Source organism: Bacteroides sp. M10, assembly GCF_014334015.1.
Lineage (GTDB): Bacteria > Bacteroidota > Bacteroidia > Bacteroidales > Bacteroidaceae > Bacteroides > Bacteroides intestinigallinarum.
The window spans coordinates 6,250,566-6,274,057 of record NZ_CP060488.1; the positions used below are offsets into that span (position 1 = coordinate 6,250,566).

Sequence of the window (23,492 nt, forward strand, 5' to 3'; positions counted from 1 at the left end):
AGCTTTTCACCTATGATACAACTATCAAAATAAAAAAAATCTACTTTAATTTATAAGATAAATCGTACTTCCTACCACCTACGGAAACTTCCACAGAAGCACCATCTGCATGGAATGTGCCGGGAGTTGTGTTAGTGTTATCTGTGAATTTGGCACTAATATTCAAGCTTGCACGATCAGTCTCATTCGTAAACGGGTGAATTACAGTAATAAATCGTGCCGCACCTCCCATCGGTTTAGTTATACTCACCCGATACCATTTGCGTTGAAGTGTTTTTTCATTCTGTGTACTGGATGACCAATTAGTATTCCATTTAGGAGTATATCCGGCATTTGTTTCAACAAACGTCTTAAACTGCATATTGTTATTATCTCCAAATTTTGTATAAGCACCATACTGAAAGTTTGTACTGTTGTCGTCAATAACAACTTTACCCGCATCACCCAAATTGAAAGTCAAATCAACCGTAGGAGTAGTTTTGCCGGCATCATATCCCTCGTCTACCAAAACAAAAAATGTCTTGTTCACAAAGAATACGGCACGACGATGTGTCAAGTCACCATAAGACTTATTCTCCGTAACAAGCACATCAATATCATCCTTGCTATCTTGCATCAAAAATTTTCCGTTCATATAACCATCAGCAATAGTAGCAGAGTTTTTAGTCATCGTATTATGCATGGTTGTTGCCCGATATGATTTACGCAAAGCATCGCTTGCAGCATCTCCTCCATAAGTAAAGAAACCTGCATCCGGTAAGAAATTACGTCCGTTACGATATAAACTAAAGGTTCCGTTATCCGGCTGACAGTGTACATAATTCTTAGGATTATTATTATTCTTCAAAACCATCATTGTTGCATCCGGTGCCCAATTGCTACGCAACATATAATAGCCTCCATCCTTATAAAGCTGAATTAATTCCTTAGGTTGCTCTCCCTGTCTCCCTTCGGTTGCCATCCATTCGAATTCTTTATCATCAGGGAACATAGCCATATATCTACGGAAATTACCCAACAATACACTTTTAGTCCATGAACTGGCTCCAGTATCATTAAAATTATCAAAGGAATAATCAGGATAAGTAATATCCATCACAAAACGAGCCGCTTTCTTCAATAATCCGACATAATTAGTTGGGAAATACCCGACCTTATTATTAACTTGCGCCATATTATAAAGCTTATTACAAGCATAAACAGCCTCTATATGATAGCCCGGAGTCAATTCTACATGTACTCCATCATTCAAGAATTGTGATTGTACCTGTTCAGTGATTTTCGCTGTACCTTCATTCAACCATTCTCCTGCTTTCTGAAATTCCGGCATTAATATTCCGGCAGAAACGACACTCTCCACTTGGGTAATAAGAATATTAGTTTCTTTATAATAATTCTTACGAATACATTCCACTCCATCCGACAATGCAACCAAAAATGTAGAAAGCCATTCAGGAGTGAAATTCTCCGATTGAATAAAATAAGACATCATATCGAGTTGCGCCTGTATTCTATGAGCAGGTTGAAGTCCATACCACTCCACATTCTTTTCTTTATCCACCTTTCCTTCAGGACAAGGAAATGTTTTCAGCCAGTCACCATACACTTCTATCCATGATTTGACATATTTCTCATCATGAGTAACCACGTACGCATTAGCCTGATGTATCATCCACTGATGACGATGCAACTGATAAACAAATTCAGCATCTCCCTTATACTTGTCAGGAACATAATTCCAGTTTATTTCATCATCCTGTTTAAATAGTACATACGTTTCTTTCCCTGCTGCATCTTTAGACTCATATTTATCTTTTATATAGAAACGATATTCCAAAGCCTGATCAGCTATATTTTTATTGAAATCACCAATAGAGGTCTGATTCAGATTTATATTAGGATTGATAACATCCTCCCTATTCCGATAGTATTCCAACAATTCAGAAGTAGCCGAGCTATAATCTTTCTTTTCACAATATGCTTTCACATTTTCCAAACCTGGATAATCAAGATTGATTACTTCAAAAAGTCTCGGAACCAATGCGTCACCTCCAGCATTATTTTCTTCCTTTACATGATTCTCAAAGAAAATAATCTTATCATCATTGCATGCGGTCATTAATAGCCCCAGCAAAACAAACAAACTAAATATTTTTGAATTCATACGATCTCTATTTGAATTAATTACCATTATTCCATCCTGGGTTTTGTCCCAAATCCGGATTCATATAAATTTCATTTTGAGGATAAGGGAACAAATACATCTTATCGTCCCAGTACATTTTCTGTAACAGCACCTTTTGATAAGACAGAGAAGTACCGTTCTTTGTTATCTTTACTCCATAAAGATTTCTTACTTCATCCAAACCTGCTATCTTCCAACGACGAATATCATAAAAACGATGTCCCTCAAAAGCCAATTCAATGCGACGTTCATAGCGAACCTTGGCCGTAAATTCCTCTCCGTTCGCATCTATGTGTTTCATATCAGCGCAATCACGAACCATATTCAAAACTTGACGTGCCGTCAATGGACATCCTTCTGCTGTTTCATCCGGACCTTTCCACTCATTCATAGCTTCTGCATAATTCAATAATATTTCAGCATAACGGAACAAAACATAATGATGATGCAATTTATTCGGTTTGTCCGGATCAAGTGATACAGACGGATTCATATACTTACGCAGATAATAACCAGTTTTCGTGGAACCGTCCAATACCTTGTTTTTACCACCTTCAAAAGTTTCCACCTTTTGTTTCTGCCACATAGAACCATTAGTCAGTACATTTAAATACAAACGGGGATCACGGGTCTGCTTATTAGCAGCATCATAATACATATTCGCCACATGGGTCGAATTATTCCAATCGAATGGAGTTCCATCCTTCATTTCATAAGCATCTACTAAATTCTGCGTAGGAGTATTTCCACCTTCTGCACCTTCATATCCCATCGGTTCATTTCTCGATTCAAAATCACTGGTAGTCGCAGTGGCACGGCGTTCAAAAATTAACTGCTTAGATTTCAAAATCTCATTGCCACCTAAATCCGAATACAAAGGGTCAGCTGCAATTTTAGGCAATTGATATTTATTCATGTTAATAACCTCATAAGCTGCTTTAGCTGCCGCTTCCCACTTTTTCAATTCATGACCGGGATTATGTAATTCACTCGCTGCATACAGCAAAGCTCTTGATTTTAAAGCCAATGCCGCACCTTTGGTCACCCGACCTGTCTCTCCCCTGACAGCATCTTCCGGCAGCCCGCCTTCCCGGGTAATCTCCGTACATTCTTTTGCTATGAAATCTACTACCTCCGCAAACGAAGTCTTGCGCACAGAATTAATATCTTCCTGCGTATAAGTACGTGTTATCAAAGGAATATCTCCATAGCGCTTAGCCAATTCAAATAAATAAAACGCACGTAAGAAACGTACCTCCAAAGAGAATTTGGAAGCTTTTTCTATTATTTCATCATAATCTTCATTATACTGAAAACGTTCAAGCACTTTCGGATCAAAATTTTCCAAGAATAAATTAGCACTACGAATTCCATCCCAAAAGCTCCAACCATCATCAACACGTTTTAGCGGACTCCATATTCCATTGGCTATATAATAAATACTATTATTCTCCCAAGTATAGACAGCATTATCCGTAGCAGATTCCATCATCGCATCATTCACTCTCCCAAAATCAGTTGGCAAGAAACTATATACATAAGCTACTGATGAGTTCATGTTATTAAAATAGCTGTAGGCTTCTTCCTTAGTTTTTCCGCTAGTTTCATCGTAATCAAGAAAATCACATCCGTCCAATAAAAACAGAGTGAAAGCCGCTACTACATAGTTCTTTATATTTCGCATAACTATCTTTATTTAAAAATTAATATTCAGACCCAGACATACAGAGAACAAATCCGGATACCCCAATGTCAGATCTTCACAATTGAAATAATCAATCTTATCTATAGAAAATACATTCTGCGCCTTAGCATAAATCTGAAGTTTATCTAGTTTTATCTTTTTCACCCATTTCTGCGGCAGATTATAATAGACATTCAGATTACGTAGTTTCAAGAATGAACCATCTTCAATCCACTGTGTGCTAGTCTGATAATTATTCTCATTTGACAATGTAGAAAGACGGGGCACGTTGGCGACATCTTTCATCGCTTCTGTCCAACGAATCTTATCTTTTAAATACCAAGTTGCAATATTAGTATTGCCATTACGCAATGGTTGATGCACATTGGCTACATTTAATTGTTTGGTCAACCCACTTACTCCATTGAAAACCATATCTATTCCAAACCCTTTGTATTCAAAGCCGAGATTCAATCCGAAAACCATTTCAGGTACAGTCGTAGATTTACCAATTGCCACCCGGTCTTCACTATCTATTCTTCCATCTCCATTTTGGTCTTTATATTTCACATCTCCCGGGCGAACCACCGAAAATGTTTGTTCCGGACTCTTAGCAATATCCTCTTCATCACGGAAATAACCAATAGCTTCCAAACCAAACAGTTGTCCGACTTTATGTCCGCGTGTATATAAATAGTCGTAAGGCTGATAGGCCTGTCCGTTTTCAACAATCTCACTATCATTCAATGCCCAATTTGCATTTACAAAATAATTGAAGTCTTTATGTTGTCCACTCCATCCTAAACTTAATTCTACACCACGACTCTTTACCTCACCAATGCAAGCTTTCGACGGTTCGATACCTAAAATACCAGACACATTATTATTAGCGACCAGAATATTAGTACGATGATCATAATACACCTCTGCCGTTGCTGTGAAGTTCTTCCACAAACGCAGGTCTACTCCCACATTATATTTATCAGCAGTCTCCAGATTCAAGCCATATACAGGTAACCTTTGTTCTTTCAAACCATTAACTGTTGTCATACCATCCCCAAAAGGATATCCCGTACCTCCTGTCCAGAAATAATTACCCAATCCATAGCTTAGTTCATCTATCGCAGAACGTCCCCAAGAAGCCCGAAGCTTTAGCAAGTCCAGATTGGAAGCCCCTTTCAGGAAATCTTCATTAGCCAGATTCCAACCGGCAGAAACAGCCGGATAAAAACGGAACTTATCTCCTTTCAACAAAACACTTGTACCATAATAGTTGCCGACCACATCTACCATATAGCGGTTGTCATAATTATAACCGACAAAACCCATCACATTCTGCCGATAGTAAGATGCGTTATTTTCTAACGGTTCTTTCATATCCTGCCGATAGACAGCCGAAGCCGACAATTGATGCTTACCTGATGTATAATCATAATTTAATTTAGCCTCAACGCTGGCACGTATCAATTGGGCAGACAATGCCGACTTACTTATTTGCACCTTACTATCCGTACCATAAGTTTCGCTTACAGGAAGTCCCTCTTCTGACAGATAACCTACTTCATATTTATAGGTCTTACTACCTATATCCTGAAAAGTGGCAGTATTATCATAAGCGACAGCCACTTCTGCACTCAACCCTTTCAGGAACATAGAGAAATCTTGCGTGATCCGCATATCTGTTTCCAGCATACGACGATTTTCCTGTACATATCCCACATCTGCAATAGCCGCAATCGGATTCATCTTAAAAAGAGTATTACTCCCCCAATTGTTATTCAAAGTCTTCACCGGAAACGCGGCAGCAGGTACTTTATAAAAATTCTGGAAGATTGTATTAATATCCGTATTCGGGCGCTTATCTTCTCCGATAATGCCATATAAACCAAACTTCATTTTGGTACTGGAAGTAATATCCACATCCAAATTCATACGCAGCCCCAGCTCATAAGTCCGTATTTGAGAATTATAACGGTCTGAATAGTGAGTATAATCTTCATTCAACAAACCAAACTTATTCTTATAATCCAACAATGCCATATAGCGTACTCTTTTTCCGCCACCCCGCATCATTACATTAAACTGGTTGTTTTCGCTAAAATTCCTCGTACCTTCTTCATACCAGTTGACGTTCGGATGATAATTCGGACTTGTTCCATCCTTAAATCGTTCCAAATCTCTTTTCGTATATTGCAACGGCAAGCCATCATAATACAGTGCTTCGTTCTGTGCCATGGCATAGGTATAAGCATCTGCCATTTCCGGCCGGTTGATAGAAAAATCAAACCCATGACGGTAGTTCACGTCCACATCGAATGAATTATAAATACCTCTTTTGGTATTAACAAGAATTACCCCATTAGCTCCTCTGGCACCCATCAAAGCCGTAGCGGCACCATCTTTCAAAACTTGGACAGACTCAATTTCTTCTATTGTCATATTAGTCAATCCCCGTTCAAATCCATCCACCAATACCAAGGGTTCTCCGCTACCCAAACCACCACGACCACGTATATTCATGACAGCATTAGCACCCCAGCCAACCGTTTGAGTCAGATGCAGCCCTGATATCAATCCGAAAAGTGCATTATTCATCCGATCAGGAGAAGTCGCATTCTTTTCTAATAAGTCTGCATAAATAGCAGTCACAGATTGGGTTTGGGTATCTTCTGTCCGTTTTAGGAATCCCAGGTCAACAACGGCATCTTTCTTGATATCAAACACCAAATCCAAGGTATTTCCTGTGACCTTAATCCGTTTGACAGCTATATCCGCATAATTTAGTTCAATATAATCACCTTCCTCCAACATGAGTGAAAACAAACCGTCTTCATCAGTAACATTGCTATTTCTGAATTCTCCTACCTTTGACACCTTTACACCCGAAAGAGGTTTACCGGAGACATCTTTCACAATGCCATTCATCATCTCCTGCGCCATCAGGCTTACCGAAGAGATGAATAACAAGCCTATCGTAAATAATAATTTATTCATAATCAAATCGTTTAATTAACCTTATTACCAGCCGGGATTTTGAATCAATCCATATTTCTTATTGATTTCAGTCACAGGAAATGGCAATAAATACCAATATTCATTCCAATAATATTTAATATCATCACGCGTACTCACTGTATACTCGAAGCCACTTCCCACCTTCGTCGTTTCCAACATTTCCATAGGACGTGTAGCCCATTCAGCTCCTTTCTTATGACGTATCATATCAAAGTAGCGAATATCTTCCTGTCCGAATTCACGGGCACGTTCATCCAATAAGTAGTTCAGCAACGCATCACCTTGCGGCACTTTAGCAGAAGTTACTGACGGTAACCCAGCCCGTTGACATACCAGATTCAGATAATCATAAGCGGTCTTTCCAAATTCATCGGGTACATTAGCCTTTCCCAATTGATTCATAGCTTCGGCTATACTCAAATAAATTTCAGGCATACGAATTAAAGGACAAGAGTAGGGTTTACCTTTCATCTCATTCTTCTTATCACGAATAAACTTACGGAATCCATAGCCAAATTGAGTTTTCTTATTGACAGAACTTCCCGAACCAAATCCTTCGCGTCCACCTTTATAGACTTCAGCCGTCCGGTTCTGCCATTTATCACCATTTACAAGCAAATTCTCATATAAACGTACGTCACGGGTCGGTTGCCCTTTTTCATCAAAAAACGGATGCGCACGATGGGTCTGATTATTCCAGTCAAACTTAGAACCATCCTCCTTCCATTGAAACATATCCGCATAATTTCCACGCGGGATACCATAACCGGATTCATACATACGGAACGGCTTATCTACGCCATCATAGGTTCCCCAACGGAAAGAAGACATCACAACCTCCTGATTGCCTTTGGTAAAATAACCGTTTACATAGTCCTCTCTGGGATTCCCTGTATTTTCAATCCGATAATAATCACTATTCTTTTTGTTCAGACGCAAAAACTCCCTTCCTGCTTCCAAAGCAGCCTCCCAACGACTATCCTGCTGATTTCCATACCAACTTAAAAGTTCAGTAGCCGCTTGTCCGTCATAGTAAGGTGCCTTATTGTTAAATAATGGGCTGGCAACAAACAAGAGTAAACGAAATTTCAACGCTTTAGCGGCAGCCGCCGTCATGTGTCCATATTCCTCTGCCGTTGTATACCAAGGTAAATCGGTTGCCGCCTCATCCAGCAACGCCACTGTTTTATTGACTGTTTCTTCCAACGTCAAACGAGGAAATTGAAGTATTTCATCTGCTTTATACGCATGGTCTATCCAAGGCATGCCACCATAAAAACGAATCATTTGAGTGTAGTGAAAAGCAATGACTACTTTAGCTTCCGCTTTTCGGATACGCTTTTCATCATCAGTCATGTCGGGTACTTTATCTACATTTTCGATATAGATATAAGCTTTTCGTATACCAAAGGAAGGATTTCCTGTTACTTCAGTAATCTGAGAGTGAAAAGGGAAATAAGGAAAGTTAATACAACTAGAAGAAGAATTAAAGTCTCCGCGTGTCCATGAGATTGGTTGTGCATATCCTATATCAGTATATCCGTCCAAAATAAGCCCCTCCGGATGGCAGCCTCTCAAAGTAGGCATAAAATCACACAAACTTTTATAAAACTGGTTCATGGCCTGATCCGCATATTTTTTGGAAGAAAACACAGTATCAATAGATACATCGTCACTATTAGGCTTCTCCAAAAAATTATCACCGAACTTCAGGTCTTCACATCCGATGAATAAACTAGCCAGAAGTCCGCCTAAAATAATTAAACTTTTGTTTTTCATAATAATCATTTTAAAAAGTTACATTCACTCCCAAACTGAAGATTTTCATAATAGGATATGTATTCGTATCACGTGTCAATTCTCCTTCGGGATCAAAAACTTTTAATTTGTCAAATGTCAAAAGATTATAGCCAGTAAATTGAACGGTCAACTTAGAGGCACCGATTGCTTTTAAAATTTTCTGCTGAGTGATATTATATCCAATCGTCAAATTTTTGAGCTTTATGTATGAGGCATCTTTTAGCCATACACTTGATGTCTCCTGATTGGCCGAACTCGTAACGGACAAACGTGGATACACAGCCGTTGCTGCAGTTTCGGGTGTCCAACGCCCGTCAGCCATATATTGATAAAGTACCTGTCCCTCATAGAAAGGCCGCTTATAAGCATTCGCCATCTCGATATCACACTGTGCCACTCCAGTCCAATTCATAGAAGCAAAAAAGCCTTTATATTCTCCACCCAAATTTAAACCGAAAGTGTAAGCCGGACGTTTGGGATTTCCTATTTTAGTCTGGTCGTCATTATCAATTATATTATCACCATTCAAATCTGCAAACTTAATATCACCGGGGTATTTTTTCCCTTGCGGTTGCGGCAGATCCGCACGAACATTACCATCCACATCAAAGTCATCCTCATTATAGAACCCTTGTGCCAGATATCCGAAACGAGCTCCCACTTCATGTCCGGTGTGCCACATATAAGGTTCGTTCGGTTCTACTTCATCCTGATAAATAATCTTATTCTTAGAATAAGAGATATTTGTGTTTATATAATATGAAAAATCCCTAATATGGTCATTCCATTTTAAATCCACCTCGTAGCCGTGATTATTGACTTCACCCAAGTTCACCACAGGCAATATACCATTCATTGCAATCAAAGAAGGGACCGTACTACGCTGTATCAGAATATCACGACGATTTTCCCGGAAATAATCTACTGTCAATTTCAAGCGGTCACTGAAGAAGTAAGCATCTATACCATAATTCTGTTTTAAAGCTGTTTCCCAAGTTACATTCGAATTTCCTAACATAAGTTCTTTCGCTGCTGCCTGATAGGCCGTATTTGTCAACCCGAAGATATACCCGTTCTTATCCTGATAAGCTTGCTGAAGCCAATCGGAATTATTTATAGAATAAGAGTCCGGCAAATAAAGGAAACGGTAATCAGGATGGCTAGACATATTGTCATTACCAACCAATCCAACAGAAGCACGCACTTTTAGATAGGTCAAGAAATCGTTTTTGGGAATAAATTTCTCTTCTGTTATAACATAGCCGACAGAACCGGCAGGAAATGTACCAAAACGTTTATCCGGCGCAAAATTCTCGGAACCATTATAACCAATATTAAATTCCGCTATATATTTCGACTTATAATCATAAGTCAAACGACCTACCAAACCAGCATAAGCAGTCGGGACATCCCAAAACTTATTAGGATAATTAGGATAGTACTTTTTACTTTGATTATATAGCAAGAGAGCTCCAACATTATGTTCCCCGAATTTATGATTATAACGGATACTTCCTTCCACATACCAGTCACGGGCACGACTCGTGTTTCCCGTTCCATACGTTTTCATCATATTCTCTCCTGTGATCCGATACACAAGACTCTTATCAAAATCAGGGTCCTTCACATCAAGACCTGAACCGTCTATTTCGGATTTATAAAAAGGAGTATACGTTTCCACATGTCCCCTTACGGTTTTAATGTAAGAATAATCTGTATTATACGCCCCTTTCACTTCAATAGAAAGCCCCTTTGTTATAAAATCCAGATTTTGAGACAGATTCAAATCGAATGTCATATTATTCGAGACTTTGCGGTCATAACCATACCCATAAAACTTATCAAAAACCTGATTTGCCATTGTCACTCCGGGAAAACGTGTACTCTGTGTCACCACTTTTTTTCCATCAACAACTCCTGGAGACGAGAATGGCAACGACCATGTAAGTTGTTTCCATACATTGCCACTACCTCCCGGGTCACGCTGGTTACCAACAATTCCGCCCATACCAAATTTTAATGTAGTGGTACGTGTAAGGTTTACATCGAGATTGGCACGATAATTATAACGGGTATAGCTGTAATTGTTGTTATAATCAAGCCCGTCCAATTGTTTAAATAAACCATTCTGATACAAAAAGCCTAACGATACAAAATAACGGATGTCTTTTGTTCCCCCCGAAATACTGACGTTATGTTGAGTTTGAACAGAAGCCTTATTCATCAAATAATCATACCAGTTCACATTAGGATATAGAATAGGCTCATCTCCCAAACGAAAACGTTCCATATCATACTCCGAGAAAGCCAGTTGGTCATCGGCAACTCCGTCATTACGTTGAGCCTCTCTGAATAGAAAAGCGGTTGTATAACTGTCTGCCACATCCAGTATGCGTGTAGGCATCTGGATGCCGACATTCGAACTAACCGAGATTTTAGTTTTTCCTTCTTCCCCTCGGCGAGTAGTAACCAATATAACTCCGTTTGCACCACGTACACCGAATACGGCTGTAGCCGAAGCATCTTTTAAAACATTAATAGATTCTATCTCATTAGGGTCCATCTGATAGAAAGAACGCTCTACACCATCCACAAGAATAAGCGGAGAAGCTCCTCCTTCTGTCAATGACCCCACACCACGTACAAATATTTTCGCATTGTCAGCTCCCGGTTGTCCACTTGCCTGCATAGAAGAAACTCCGGGCAACTGCCCTGCCAAAGAGTTGGTAACACTGGCACTAGGCGATTTCAGTAAAGCCTCTGTACCGACACTCGATATAGCACCGGTCAATGTGGCCTTCTTCTGCACACCATAAGCAACAACCATTACTTCATCCAGACTTTGGACATTTTCCTGCAAACGTACATTAATTCCCCTTCGGGAGTTTACTTTTATTTCTTGTGATTGATAACCGATAAATGAAACTGATAAAATAGAATTTCCATCAGGTACCGTAATTGTATAACGACCGTCAATATCTGTGATAACTCCTGTGGAAGTTCCTTTCACTTGTACAGTAGCACCAATAATAGGTTCGCCACTCTCACTCGTAATGATCCCTGTTACCTTTATACTATTGTTCTGTTGCAAAGCGGAATTTACCCACTCTTTGCCGGTGTCACTGTCCGACCAAACCCGACCCGTCTCTGCGGAATAACAAACCTCCCCCCACAAAGACGACCTGATACATACGGCAATAAATAAAAATTTCCGCATGCGACAACCTGTTAAGATGTTTTTCATACTTTGATAATATTAAATAGTTAAACAAAAAGTGCTAATACGATTTCTGCTTAAATTTGAAAACCAGCGATTCTTTCTTCAATCCTTTCGGCAGGGTCACTGTCACTTTGCCGTCTTTGGTCTGATATTTTACGCTACGACCGGTTTGAAGCAATACCATTTTGCCGGCAGGTTCATTTCCCTCCCAACCAATTTTTTGCGGTAATTCCATATTCTCCGGCAGCGCACAGATAGCATATAGTGTTTTTCCATCTTTATTGGCCGTGAACCAAATATTCCCACTTTGATAGACAGGAGTAGTACGTGTATTATAGATGGCTTCACCATTTACTTTCAACCATTGCCCTATCTCTTTCAAGCGCTGTATCCCCTCTTCTTCGATAGTACCCTCTGCTGTAGGTCCTACACCCAAAACCAAAGAACCTCCTTTGGCTACAATCTCCGCGAGAATGTTAATTACTTGGGCAGCAGATTTATATGGAGCATCTTTCCACCACCCCCAATGATTGGTCAGTGTGATGCAACTTTCCCAAGGATGATCCAATTGCTGTTTAGGAATGGTCAATTCCGGCGTTTGATAATTTTCATTCCTCCCGGGTACAGTCCGGTCTACTGCTATCAACCCTGGTTGGCTTTCACGTGCCTTATCTATGATTTGGTCCATTTTTATATCTTCTTTGGGAGCTCTTACCCAGCCTCCGTCTAACCAAAGAAGATCTACCCGACCATAACGTGTCATCAGTTCATTAATTTGATTAGCCGTATATTCCTGAAACCGTTTCCATTTGTCCGGATTCAGCTTGATATCATAATTCACATTCCGTGTTGGCGTTGCCCTGTCTCTACTCCAGTAATCATTGCAGTGCCAGTCAGGTTTGGAGAAGTAAGCACCTATCATAAATCCTTTCTGACGGAAGGCATCAAAGACATGATAAGTCACATCTTTTAAAGGATTGTTTCTAAAAGGTCCTTTAGCTATTGAGAAATCAGTCTCCTTCGTATCAAACATACAAAAACCGTCGTGGTGCTTGGTGGTGAAAACCATATACTTCATGCCGGCATTTTTCATAATATCCGCCCATACTTCCGGATCAAACTTTGTTGGGTTGAAAGACTCGCTTAATCCCCAATACCACTTTTTAAAATCGTCATAAGGCATATCACCGAAGATTTTGGTACGGCGAGGAATAAATTTCTCTTCCGAGCACAACAGCCACGACTCGAAAGTAGCGGGCACGGAATAAAGTCCCCAGTGGAACAGTACACCGAATTTCAAATCTCTCCATTGGTCTAATTTCTGCAGAACTGCCGGTTCTGTCGGATATTCATAGGAAGTTGATGATTTATGCACATATCCTTGATCTTTAATATCACTTTGCTGTGCATATACATTCCAGGAAAAAGAGAGTCCGAACAAAGTAGCCAATACTACTTTCATGTTTTTCATTTTTCTCATACTTATCGTTGTTTTAGAGGTTTTAAATTCCTCCGCTAAGATATGAGGATTAGAATGAAAGAGTGTTTTGTATCATTTTTTGTTTGTCCGATAACTGCCAAAAGAGTGCTAAAAACTATCAAAGTTTTTTAGATTTTATTCAGAAGAGCTTTCTGAACACTATTTTCTCTGCTTTTTCACATAATCCGAAGGCAGGCATCCCATATACTTTTTAAAACTGGTAGAGAAATAAGACCGGGATGCAAAGCCGACCATGGCGCTTACTTCTGATATGGAGTAATGACCATCCAACAATAATTTGCAAGCCATATTGAAACGTATTCGCCGAATAAAATTTGCCGGTGGTTCACCCGATATAGAATTCATTTTGTAGTATAGTGACGAACGGCTCATAAAGAGTTTCTCCGCAAGATCATCAGCCGTAAAGTCCTCATCAGAGATGTTTTCTTCCACAGTCTGAATAGCTTTGGTAATAAATTCTTCGTCCAGTTTATTTGAAGTCATTTTTGCCGCATCAATATCAATCGTACTGGAATAATAATATCTCAAACGCTGCCTGGCCTTCAGGATATTATTAATCTTCCCTTTCAGGAGGTACATAGAGAAAGGTTTGGGAATATAATCGTCTGCACCTGCCTGAATACCGGCAGTCTGCGCCTCAAGACTACCTTTCGCTGACAACAGAATAACCGGAATATGGCAAGTTTGCATGTTCTTTTTCACAATCTCACATAACTTAATACCGTCTATTCCCGGCATCATGACATCAGAAAGAATTAAATCCACTTTCTGTTCCTTCATCATTTCCAAAGCTTCCTCCCCGCTTCCAGCTATCAATGTGATGTATTCCGATTTGAAATTATTCTTCAAATAATCAACCATTTCCTTATTATCATCCACCAGCAGGATAGTCGCTCTCCCTTCCTCTTCCCCACTTTCTTGTTTCTCCAGATCAGCAGAAGGGAGCATAATCTCTTCCATATATGAAACGTCCAAAGATGGTATCGGTTCAGATAAAGAGAGTGATGCTTCTTTATCTTGTCTTTGTTCTTCAGCCGGAAACACCTGAATATCCGCCGGCAAAGCCACTTTGAATTCTGTAAATTTCCCGGTTTCACTCACCACTTCTATTGTACCCCGATGCTTATCTACCAACAATTTTACCAAAGACAAACCAATGCCAGAACCTTTCTGATTATCATCCACCTGATAAAAGCGTTCAAAAATACGGGAAAGTTTCTCTATAGGAATCCCTATGCCATTATCACGTATCGTAAATCCGTAAGCAGTTTCCTTTTTCCACAAGGATAATGAAATTTCTCCACCATCAGGAGTAAACTTAAACGCATTGGAAAGTAAATTCATCAATATAGTTTCCAAATACATCCTGTCGACAGGAAGTAATTCATCTTTCAAATCCGAACTGAAATGAAAATTAATGTCTCGTTTCCTTGCATTTTCTTTAAACAAATTGAATACATTCATTGACATACTCTCAACGGGTCCTGAAACTATATTAATAGGTAATGTTCCCGACTCCGCCTTCCTAAAGTCAAGTAACTGGTTGACAATATGTAGTAACCTCTGCCCATTCTTATAAACATAAGATAGTTTTTGTTGTATGCCAGGCTCAAAAGAGTTCTTCTCTCCCAGCAATTCTTCCAACGGAGCCAATATCAGGCTTAAAGGTGTCCGCAATTCATGAGACATATTAATATAAAAACGAACTTTCTCTTGGCTGATTTCTTCAATTTTATTCCGTTCGATATGCTCAATCTGTACCTGCATTCTCATCTTGGCACGAACAACAAAGAAATAAAATATAAAAACTAAAACACTAAGAATGAAGAAAAAGAACAGAGTTTTAGCCCACCACGTCTGATACCACATCGGAAGAATATCAATAAAAAACTCTGCTGGTGTTTCAGACCACTGTCCACTGTCACTACAAGCCTTCACTTTAAAAATATATCTACCCGGAGACAAATTCCAATAGTTCACCCCACGGCTTCCCGCCCATACATCATAAATCCAGTCCGAATCGTAACCTTCCAGCTTATACGCAAATTTGTTACGGCTGTTTGACAGGTAATTAATTACAGAAAAAGTGATTCTGAACATTTTAAGTTCTGAAGGAAAAGAGACACCCAGCAATTTTCCGTTGTCCGCTTGGTAAAAATCAATATCTCCGTCTTTTGCTTGTCTTATGGGGTGATTCTGTATGGACAATCCCGTTATTACCGCATTGGGGGTAAAAGGACTGTCGGAGAAATGATCGGGATTGAAAAAAACGACTCCATTCAAAGTACCTAAAAAGAAAGTGCCGTCTCTTGAACTGCATACTGCCGATTGCATAAACTGATTATGCGGCAGACCATCTTGTTTGATATAGTTGCAGAAATTCCTTTTTTGCAAATCAAAACAAGAAAGCCCTCTGCTCGTTGTAAGCCACAACCGCCCCTTTTTATCTTCCAAAATACCACTAATGCAATCATTAGGCAAACCGTCGCTCATAGAATAACGCTCCCACGAGAAAGAAGTTCCCTCTTTATAACGATACAACCCGGAAGAAGTACCTACCCAAATGGCATGGCTGCTGTCTTCATATACGCACAATGCTTGTATCAGCCCAAGAGAATAAGCCTCTGCCGAATCAGTCATCACATGTAGTTCTCCATCAGCACACATATACAAACTTTCTTCCGTTCCAATCCAGATACGCTGTTTTGAATCACGAAACAAAGTAGAGACCAGCACTCCTTTCAATTGAGAATATCTTAAAGCCAAAGGATGCAAAGACATTTCTTTTGTTTGATAATTAAAACGATACAAACCAGCCATCGAACCCACCCAAAGGGTGCCGTCTTCTCCATCCAACAGTGAATAGCAGCTATTTCCCAACGACGCGGCACCGGGAATATCATAATTACTTATACGCCCGGTCGTCACATCCAAATGGCTCATCCCTCCGTTATGCGTACCTATATAAACAGAACCGCTTTTTTCAGGAAACACACATTTAATGTTATTCGACCGTAAGGAGTTAGTTTTGTTTTCCTTACCGGAATAACAAGTAAAATGCCCGGTTCTCCTATCATAATGATTCAACCCGCCGTCATTTGTACCAATCCAAAGATTATTATTAAAAGGATCTTCCGCAATGCAACTAATAGTATTATCGCTCAAGGAATTGCGGCAGACAGAATGTTGTAGGATACGAAAGTCGGGAGCCAATACATGATAATAATTAAGTCCTCCGTGGTAAGTGCCTACCCACATTCCTCCCTGGTGATCCCTCATAAGAGAACGTACTGAATTATGTCCCAAAGAAGAGGGATCATCATAAGAAAATCGATATGGTGAAATACTTTCCGTATCCGGTTGAAGAATCAGCAACCCTTCTACTGTTCCAATCCATAACCGTCCCCGGTCATCCAACTGCAAGGCCCGGACAGCATCAGAAATAAACTGTTTCGGATGACTTTTCCGGTTATAATGTTCTCGAACCTGAAATTTATCATCTATCAAATATACCCCGTTCGTCAAAGAAGCTAACCAACAATTCCGGGTTTTATCATCATAAATGATATCAGATATTACTTCATTTTTCAGTTCAGGAAGTAATTGAACAATATTACCATTACGGAAATAATAGAAATAAATACCTTTTGAGGTACCAAGTAATGCCCCGTCCCCTATCGCACGAACGGCATAAACGCTCTTTCCTTCCAACTGGGGAAGAATATTCATCTTGCCATCTGCTTTCTCAAAAAGAACCAATCCTCGATTAGTACCTAACAACAGTTGCTCTCTGTCTAACGGCTCTTCTATTGCAAACACCTGAACCGACTGATTGCCCGGCAATGAGTAATTTGTAAAATCATTACCTATAATATTATACCGGGAAAGTCCAACCATCGTCCCTGCCCATACGGTTCCCTTGCGGTCAGTATAAAGAGAATAGATATAGTTATTCCCCAAACTGGCTGTATCACCCAAAGATTTATAAAAGGATGCAAACCGGAAGCCATCATGCCAATTCAATCCCTCAGTAGTACCTACCCATATCTTATTATTATGATCCTGGGTTAAAGCAAGCACCGTATTATACGACAGCCCATCGTCTACGGACAAACGTTTAAAATGAATCGAAGTTTCATCTGCCCATAAAATAGCAATCGGAACAATTTGGAAATAGAGGAATAAAACAATCAAATAACAAATGCGTATATATCGGTTTTTCATAAGTAATCACAATTCAATAACACTTTAACTAAAGCAAAGATATGTATTTCCAATAGAATCCAGAATAACTCATTTGTTAAAATCCAGCTATTACCAAACTACAATTGCCATAAACGCCTCATTTTATCGCATATACCCGTTAGACTTGACTTCTTTATATCGTTTCAAAGCTTCCAAGTAGTAATAATCGGCATAATTCAGCGGAGTATCGACTTCACTATTATGTGGAAAACTACCGACCGAATGCATAAGAATAAATCCATGGTTCTCTCCTTCCCTTGCCAGATATGTTTCTGAAGAAAGCTGTTTCAAGATTTGCTCTGCATAACGGAAGTATTTCTGCCCTCGTTTTTCGTCTCCATACCCGCTTAACTCCAACAATGCGGAAGCTGTGATGGCAGCAGCCGAAGCGTCTCGAGGTTCGTTGGGTATGTTTGGAGCATTATAATCCCAATAAGGAATAAAATCTTTTTCGGACGGACAATGACTCATTATAAATTCTGCGATTTTATATGCCGCTTTCAAATAAACATGTTGTTTCGTGAAACGATAACACATGGTATATCCATATACACCCCAAGCCTGACCACGTGCCCAAGACGATTCATCATCATATCCCTGATAAGTACCTTTCGATTCGACCGTACCATCTTCCGGCAAATAACTGACTACATGATAAGATGTCATATCTTTCCGAAAATGGTTTTTCAATGTTTTGTCAGCATGTGCTATGGCAATCTCCCTATACTTCGAATTACCTGTCTGTTCCGATGCCCAGAAAAGCATTTCCAAATTCATCATATTATCAATAATGACAGGATAACTCCAATTACCAAAGTCCCAGGAACGAATCAATCCGACTTTCGGTTCAAAACGTGTACAAAGACTTTCGGAAGAGTGAACGAGAATCAGACTGTCCGCAGGTTCCGGCTTTAAACGGATACCCTGCCCGTAACTACAAAACATCATAAAACCCAAATCATGGTTTTTTGTATAATATTGCATCGCTTCCAGACGATCTGTATACAAACGTGCCTGTTTCGCCAATTTCTCATTAGCTGTAAGTTCATACGCCAGCCACATAGAACCCGGGAAAAAACCGGAAGTCCAATCGGAAGGTTTTTCCAACCGGTATTCTCCATCTTTTAAAGAACGTGGAAAACAGAGGGTATCCGGTTCGTGTTTCAATTTTTCTGCCATATAGAGCAATTGATGTTCGGATGTATTCACCGCACGGTCAAACCACTTCATCTCATTTTCTCCCGGAACACTACAAGCAGTCAGAAAAGTAATTCCCACTACCACCATAAAAAGTTTGCTATTCATTGTCTCAATCGATTTCTGTTTATTACATTTCATCACTAACAACAAAGTTAGATTAACTCACAGATATCGGTTTTACAAAACAATCTTTTTATGTCCGTTTCCGTTTCGATGAAGTTTGATTTTGTTCGGAAGTTGTCCGTTTTCAGACAATTGTTTCTAATATAGTGCATATTGAAAATAAATTGGGACACTTTTACATAGTGTTATAGACGAACAAACCAGGCAACCGCACCAAAAGTTAGCTACACTGTATGCGAAAGAATGATAACCAATGAAACATATAAAATGATCATTAGCGGCATAGATAAACAGAAGAATTATTATCTTTGTTACTTGAATAAACAAAAGCAAGAATATTATGAAGAAGCTTTATCCCATCGGAATACAGAGTTTTGAAAAATTGCGTAAAGAAAATTATCTTTATATAGACAAAACTTCATTCGTGTATGAACTGGTAAAATCCGGTTCCTACTACTTTCTTAGCCGTCCCCGGCGTTTTGGGAAAAGCCTTCTTCTATCCACTTTCGAAGCTTACTTCCAAGGCAAAAAGGAGCTGTTTCAAGGTCTTGCTGTTGAAAAAATGGAGAAAGACTGGATTCAATACCCCATTCTGCATCTCGACTTAAATACGCAGAAGTATGACAGACCCGAAAGTTTGGATAATATACTTAACATGAAGCTGAATGAATGGGAATCGCTATATGGCTCCAATCCGGTGGAAATAGGTGCACCTCTCCGTTTTCTCGGCATTGTTCGCCGTGCCGCCGAACAGAGTGGTCGGCGGGTAGTGATTCTCATTGATGAATATGACAAGCCGATGTTGCAGGCCATTGGGAATGAAGAATTGCAGGATAGTTATCGTGATACTTTAAAAGCGTTCTATTCAGTACTCAAAACGATGGATAAGTATATCCAGTTCGCTTTTCTCACAGGAGTGACAAAGTTCGGGAAAGTGAGTGTATTCAGCGATTTGAATAATCTTAAAGATATTTCTATGGATAAACGGTATACCGAACTTTGCGGTATCACAAACGAAGAAATCCACCATTATTTAGAGACGGATTTACATATCCTTGCAGATACGCAAGGCATGAGCTATGAAGAGACGTGCCAAGAATTGAAAGAGTGCTATGACGGATATCACTTTACTTTCGATTCGGCAGGTATATATAACCCTTTCAGTTTACTGAATACATTCGACTCTATGTCATTCGGTAATTACTGGTTTGAAACCGGTACTCCTTCCTATCTCGTCAAACTTCTGAAACGGGATAATTATGACTTACACCAATTGGCCAATGATAAAGCGACTTCCGATACGCTGAACAGTATTGATTCTTCTTCCAAGAATCCTGTGCCCGTGATTTATCAGAGTGGTTATCTTACCATCAAAGATTATGATAAACGTTTCGGTATCTACTATTTAGGATTCCCCAACCGGGAAGTGGAAGAAGGATTCATCAAATATCTGATTCCTTTTTATACTTCAATCGACGAAGGAAAGACCGCTTTCTACATTACAGAATTCGTCCATGATGTAGAAGAAGGTAATTATGAGGACTTCTTCATACGTCTGCAGAGTCTCTTTGCCGACACTCCTTACGAACTGATACGCGATTTGGAATTACATTATCAGAATGTATTATTTATCGTCAGCAAATTACTGGGGTTCTATGTACAGGCAGAGTATCACACCTCTGACGGACGCATTGATCTTACTGTACAAACTGATAAATACATTTATGTAATGGAATTCAAATTTGACGGAAGTGCGGAAGAAGCTCTTCAGCAAATTGAAGAAAAAAGATATATACTACCCTTTGCAAAAGATAATCGTAAGATTGTAAAGGCTGGGGTTAATTTCAGCTCAAAGACCCGGAATATAGAAAAATGGCTGGTGAAAGAAGTAGAATAATCAGACTTTATATCACTGCATGGATAGATGCATGTATGCCATGTATAAGGTTATAAATGTACGCTTTTTGAGATAAGAACCCACGCCCGATAACTACTTTTTTTATGAATCGGCACCAATGGCAAATAGCCTGATCTTATTCTTCCTTGTTCTATCTCCAAAGGATAAGTCTCCTCCATTTCTTTATGTGCGCTCCAGGCTGCTCCTTCCGAAGGGTAATAGCTTATCTGAAAAGCTCCTGTCGAAACAGGATATATATAACGGTCATATATATGACGCGCCACCACTCCCATATTCATCCGCAAGTTGATTTCCACGCAGGGATGAATACGATAAACAGGGGAATCCGGGAAACGGCAGATCATCATATCCACTCCCAAATAACCATTATAAATAGTTCCGAAGCGAAGAAATAACTCTTGTTCAAGGCAGTCGCGCAATTTAAAAATTTCTTCGGCAGGGATATATTTCGAAAGGTTCCGTTCGATGGCAGCATCTGAAATCAGCAGATTACCTTCATACGCTCCACTCCCACCCGTACGAAATTGAGAATATCCGGCAAAGTCAAATCTACCGTTACCCAAAGAACGAAATTCCATAGCGAAATCTTCCACCTTATTAAATAAAGGTTCACCAATAACACCTCCCTGCTGATTACCGATACGTGAGCACCAACCGGAAATGGAAGGAGTATATACCCCTTTGCACCAATTCAGCCCTTTCCCACTACCGGACAAAGGAGCCTTCAACAAACAAGCTTCATGTGACTCTACAAATGATTTCCATTCTTCGGGAAGCGTCAGGTAAAAAGACTCCCCACAAAAATAAGTTCCGAGTTGCAGACGAGGTAACAATTCCACAGCACAGGAACGATGGGAACAGAAACGCAGTTTATCCAATTGCCCAATAGAAGGAAGCTCGCTTTCTTCCACTCCCAAATCCAACAGTCGTTTTCTTATTGCTATATCCCAGCCCCAAGGATGAATATCCAAATTCCGCTCCGAAGCAAGTTCAGGTTCTGTCAGCAAATCAACCGAAAGTCCTAATAATTCCTGTATCTTCTTCACATAGTCGAGATTATAGGCGGAAGAAGCTAACACCGCATTTCCCTCTTCTGCATACCACATCGGCAACAAAGCCAATTCGGATGCCATTTGCCGGGCGGAAGCCGGTGCCATATAGTTTGTTTCACCGCTGGCTAACGCCAAATCATGTTCCGGATTGAATATATAAAGAGCCTTTTTTGTCATTTCAAACGAATTCAATACTTTATTCTGCAAATATATACAGGAAATAGTCAGGAATGGCTACAATAAACAGAAAGTTCTAATTAAACTCACAATTTTGCCATCTCTACTTTGCAAATCCTAAAAAAAGCAGTATATTTGCCACCCGAAAAACAAAGAACTGAAATGGAATCATTCTATCGCACACACGCCTACCTCGTTGAGCACACCAATGCCCCCGTTCGCCGCGATCTTATGGACGAGATCGACTGGAGCGACCGCCTGATTGGTATCAAAGGAACACGTGGCGTAGGAAAAACCACTTTTCTTCTCCAATACGCCAAAGAGAAATTCGGGAACGACCGTTCCTGCCTGTTCATCAACATGAACAACTTCTACTTCTCCGGACACAGCATTGTAGACTTTGCCTATGAATTCCAGAAACGTGGTGGAAAAGTTCTGTTGATCGACCAAGTGTTCAAGCATCCGGAATGGAGCAGAGAGTTACGTATGTGCTACGACCGTTTTCCTAATTTGAAGATTGTCTTTACCGGTTCATCCGTAATGCGACTGAAAGAGGAAAATCTTGAATTGCGTGATATTGCAAAAAGCTATAACCTGCGCGGATTTTCTTTCCGCGAATACCTGAACTTACAGACAGGCATGAAATTCAGGGCCTACAGCCTCGAAGAAATTCTTAGCACTCACGAACAGATTGCCAAAGGAGTACTCTCTAAAGTTCGTCCGCTGGATTACTTCCAGGATTACCTGCATCATGGGTTCTATCCATTCTTCCTCGAGAAGCGTAACTTTTCGGAGAATTTGCTGAAAACGATGAACATGATGGTGGAAGTAGATATCCTGCTCATCAAACAAATTGAACTGAAATATCTTTCAAAGATAAAAAAATTACTATATTTGCTCGCTGTCGACGGACCGAAGGCTCCCAATGTGAGCCAACTGGCAAGCGACATACAGACATCCCGCGCCACGGTGATGAACTACATCAAGTATCTGGCAGATGCGCGACTCATTAATCTGGTTTATCCGAAAGGAGAAGAATTTCCTAAAAAACCTTCCAAGATAATGATGCACAACTCCAACCTGATGTATTCCATCTACCCCGTGAAAGTGGAGGAGCAGGATGTGCTCGACACATTCTTTGCAAATTCTTTATGGAAAGACCATAAGGTACATAAAGGAGATAAAAACGTCTCTTTTATGGTGGACGAAGTAATGCCGTTCAAAATTTGCCAGGAAGGAGCAAAGATCAAGAACAATCCGAATGTGACGTACGCGTTGCATAAGGCTGAAATAGGTCGGGGCAACCAGATACCTCTCTGGATGTTCGGCTTTTTATATTAAAAGATTTATTTACTTAAATATTTAATTTAGT

The 23,492-nt window shown here is 39.8% G+C and carries 11 protein-coding genes; 2 read left to right on the forward strand and 9 right to left on the reverse strand.

The window, feature by feature from the left end; all coding sequences use genetic code 11:
• Positions 1 to 40: 40 nt before the first annotated feature.
• The 8 genes from hepC to H8796_RS23360 form a co-directional block, all read right to left on the reverse strand.
• Positions 41 to 2,164, reverse strand: coding sequence for a heparin-sulfate lyase HepC (hepC, locus tag H8796_RS23325; protein ID WP_117936005.1), 2,124 nt, complete (start codon positions 2,162 to 2,164; stop codon positions 41 to 43).
• Between the two features lie 16 nt (positions 2,165 to 2,180).
• Complete coding sequence (locus H8796_RS23330; RefSeq protein WP_187343886.1) at positions 2,181 to 3,869, reverse strand: RagB/SusD family nutrient uptake outer membrane protein; 1,689 nt, start codon at positions 3,867 to 3,869, stop codon at positions 2,181 to 2,183.
• Positions 3,870 to 3,881: 12 nt separating this feature from the next.
• Entirely contained in the window at positions 3,882 to 6,863 is a 2,982-nt protein-coding gene (locus H8796_RS23335) for a SusC/RagA family TonB-linked outer membrane protein (protein WP_117935867.1), read from the reverse strand.
• A 24-nt stretch (positions 6,864 to 6,887) separates the two neighbouring features.
• Positions 6,888 to 8,663 (reverse strand): RagB/SusD family nutrient uptake outer membrane protein, encoded by a 1,776-nt coding sequence (locus H8796_RS23340; protein ID WP_117936007.1) that lies wholly within the window; start codon positions 8,661 to 8,663, stop codon positions 6,888 to 6,890.
• A 10-nt stretch (positions 8,664 to 8,673) separates the two neighbouring features.
• Positions 8,674 to 11,928: a TonB-dependent receptor gene (locus H8796_RS23345; protein ID WP_117935869.1), complete on the reverse strand. Its 3,255-nt coding sequence runs from the start codon at positions 11,926 to 11,928 to the stop codon at positions 8,674 to 8,676.
• 34 nt (positions 11,929 to 11,962) lie between these two features.
• Positions 11,963 to 13,384, reverse strand: a complete 1,422-nt coding sequence (locus H8796_RS23350; protein WP_117935871.1) for an alpha-L-fucosidase — start codon at positions 13,382 to 13,384, stop codon at positions 11,963 to 11,965.
• 159 nt (positions 13,385 to 13,543) lie between these two features.
• Positions 13,544 to 17,629, reverse strand: coding sequence for a hybrid sensor histidine kinase/response regulator transcription factor (locus tag H8796_RS23355; RefSeq protein WP_117935873.1), 4,086 nt, complete (start codon positions 17,627 to 17,629; stop codon positions 13,544 to 13,546).
• 123 nt (positions 17,630 to 17,752) lie between these two features.
• Positions 17,753 to 18,955 carry a glycoside hydrolase family 88 protein gene (locus tag H8796_RS23360; protein ID WP_117935875.1) on the reverse strand — a complete coding sequence of 401 codons (1,203 nt, stop codon included), beginning with the start codon at positions 18,953 to 18,955 and terminating at the stop codon, positions 17,753 to 17,755.
• Positions 18,956 to 19,313: 358 nt separating this feature from the next.
• Here H8796_RS23360 and H8796_RS23365 point away from each other — a divergent pair, with 358 nt between their 5' ends.
• Positions 19,314 to 20,870, forward strand: a complete 1,557-nt coding sequence (locus H8796_RS23365) for an ATP-binding protein (protein WP_117935877.1) — start codon at positions 19,314 to 19,316, stop codon at positions 20,868 to 20,870.
• A 50-nt stretch (positions 20,871 to 20,920) separates the two neighbouring features.
• Here the strand turns inward: H8796_RS23365 and H8796_RS23370 are convergent, their stop codons facing one another.
• Positions 20,921 to 22,120, reverse strand: coding sequence for a hypothetical protein (locus H8796_RS23370; RefSeq protein ID WP_117935879.1), 1,200 nt, complete (start codon positions 22,118 to 22,120; stop codon positions 20,921 to 20,923).
• A gap of 162 nt (positions 22,121 to 22,282) precedes the next feature.
• Between H8796_RS23370 and H8796_RS23375 the strand changes: the two genes are divergently transcribed.
• Complete coding sequence (locus H8796_RS23375; protein WP_117935880.1) at positions 22,283 to 23,461, forward strand: ATP-binding protein; 1,179 nt, start codon at positions 22,283 to 22,285, stop codon at positions 23,459 to 23,461.
• Positions 23,462 to 23,492: the final 31 nt, after the last annotated feature.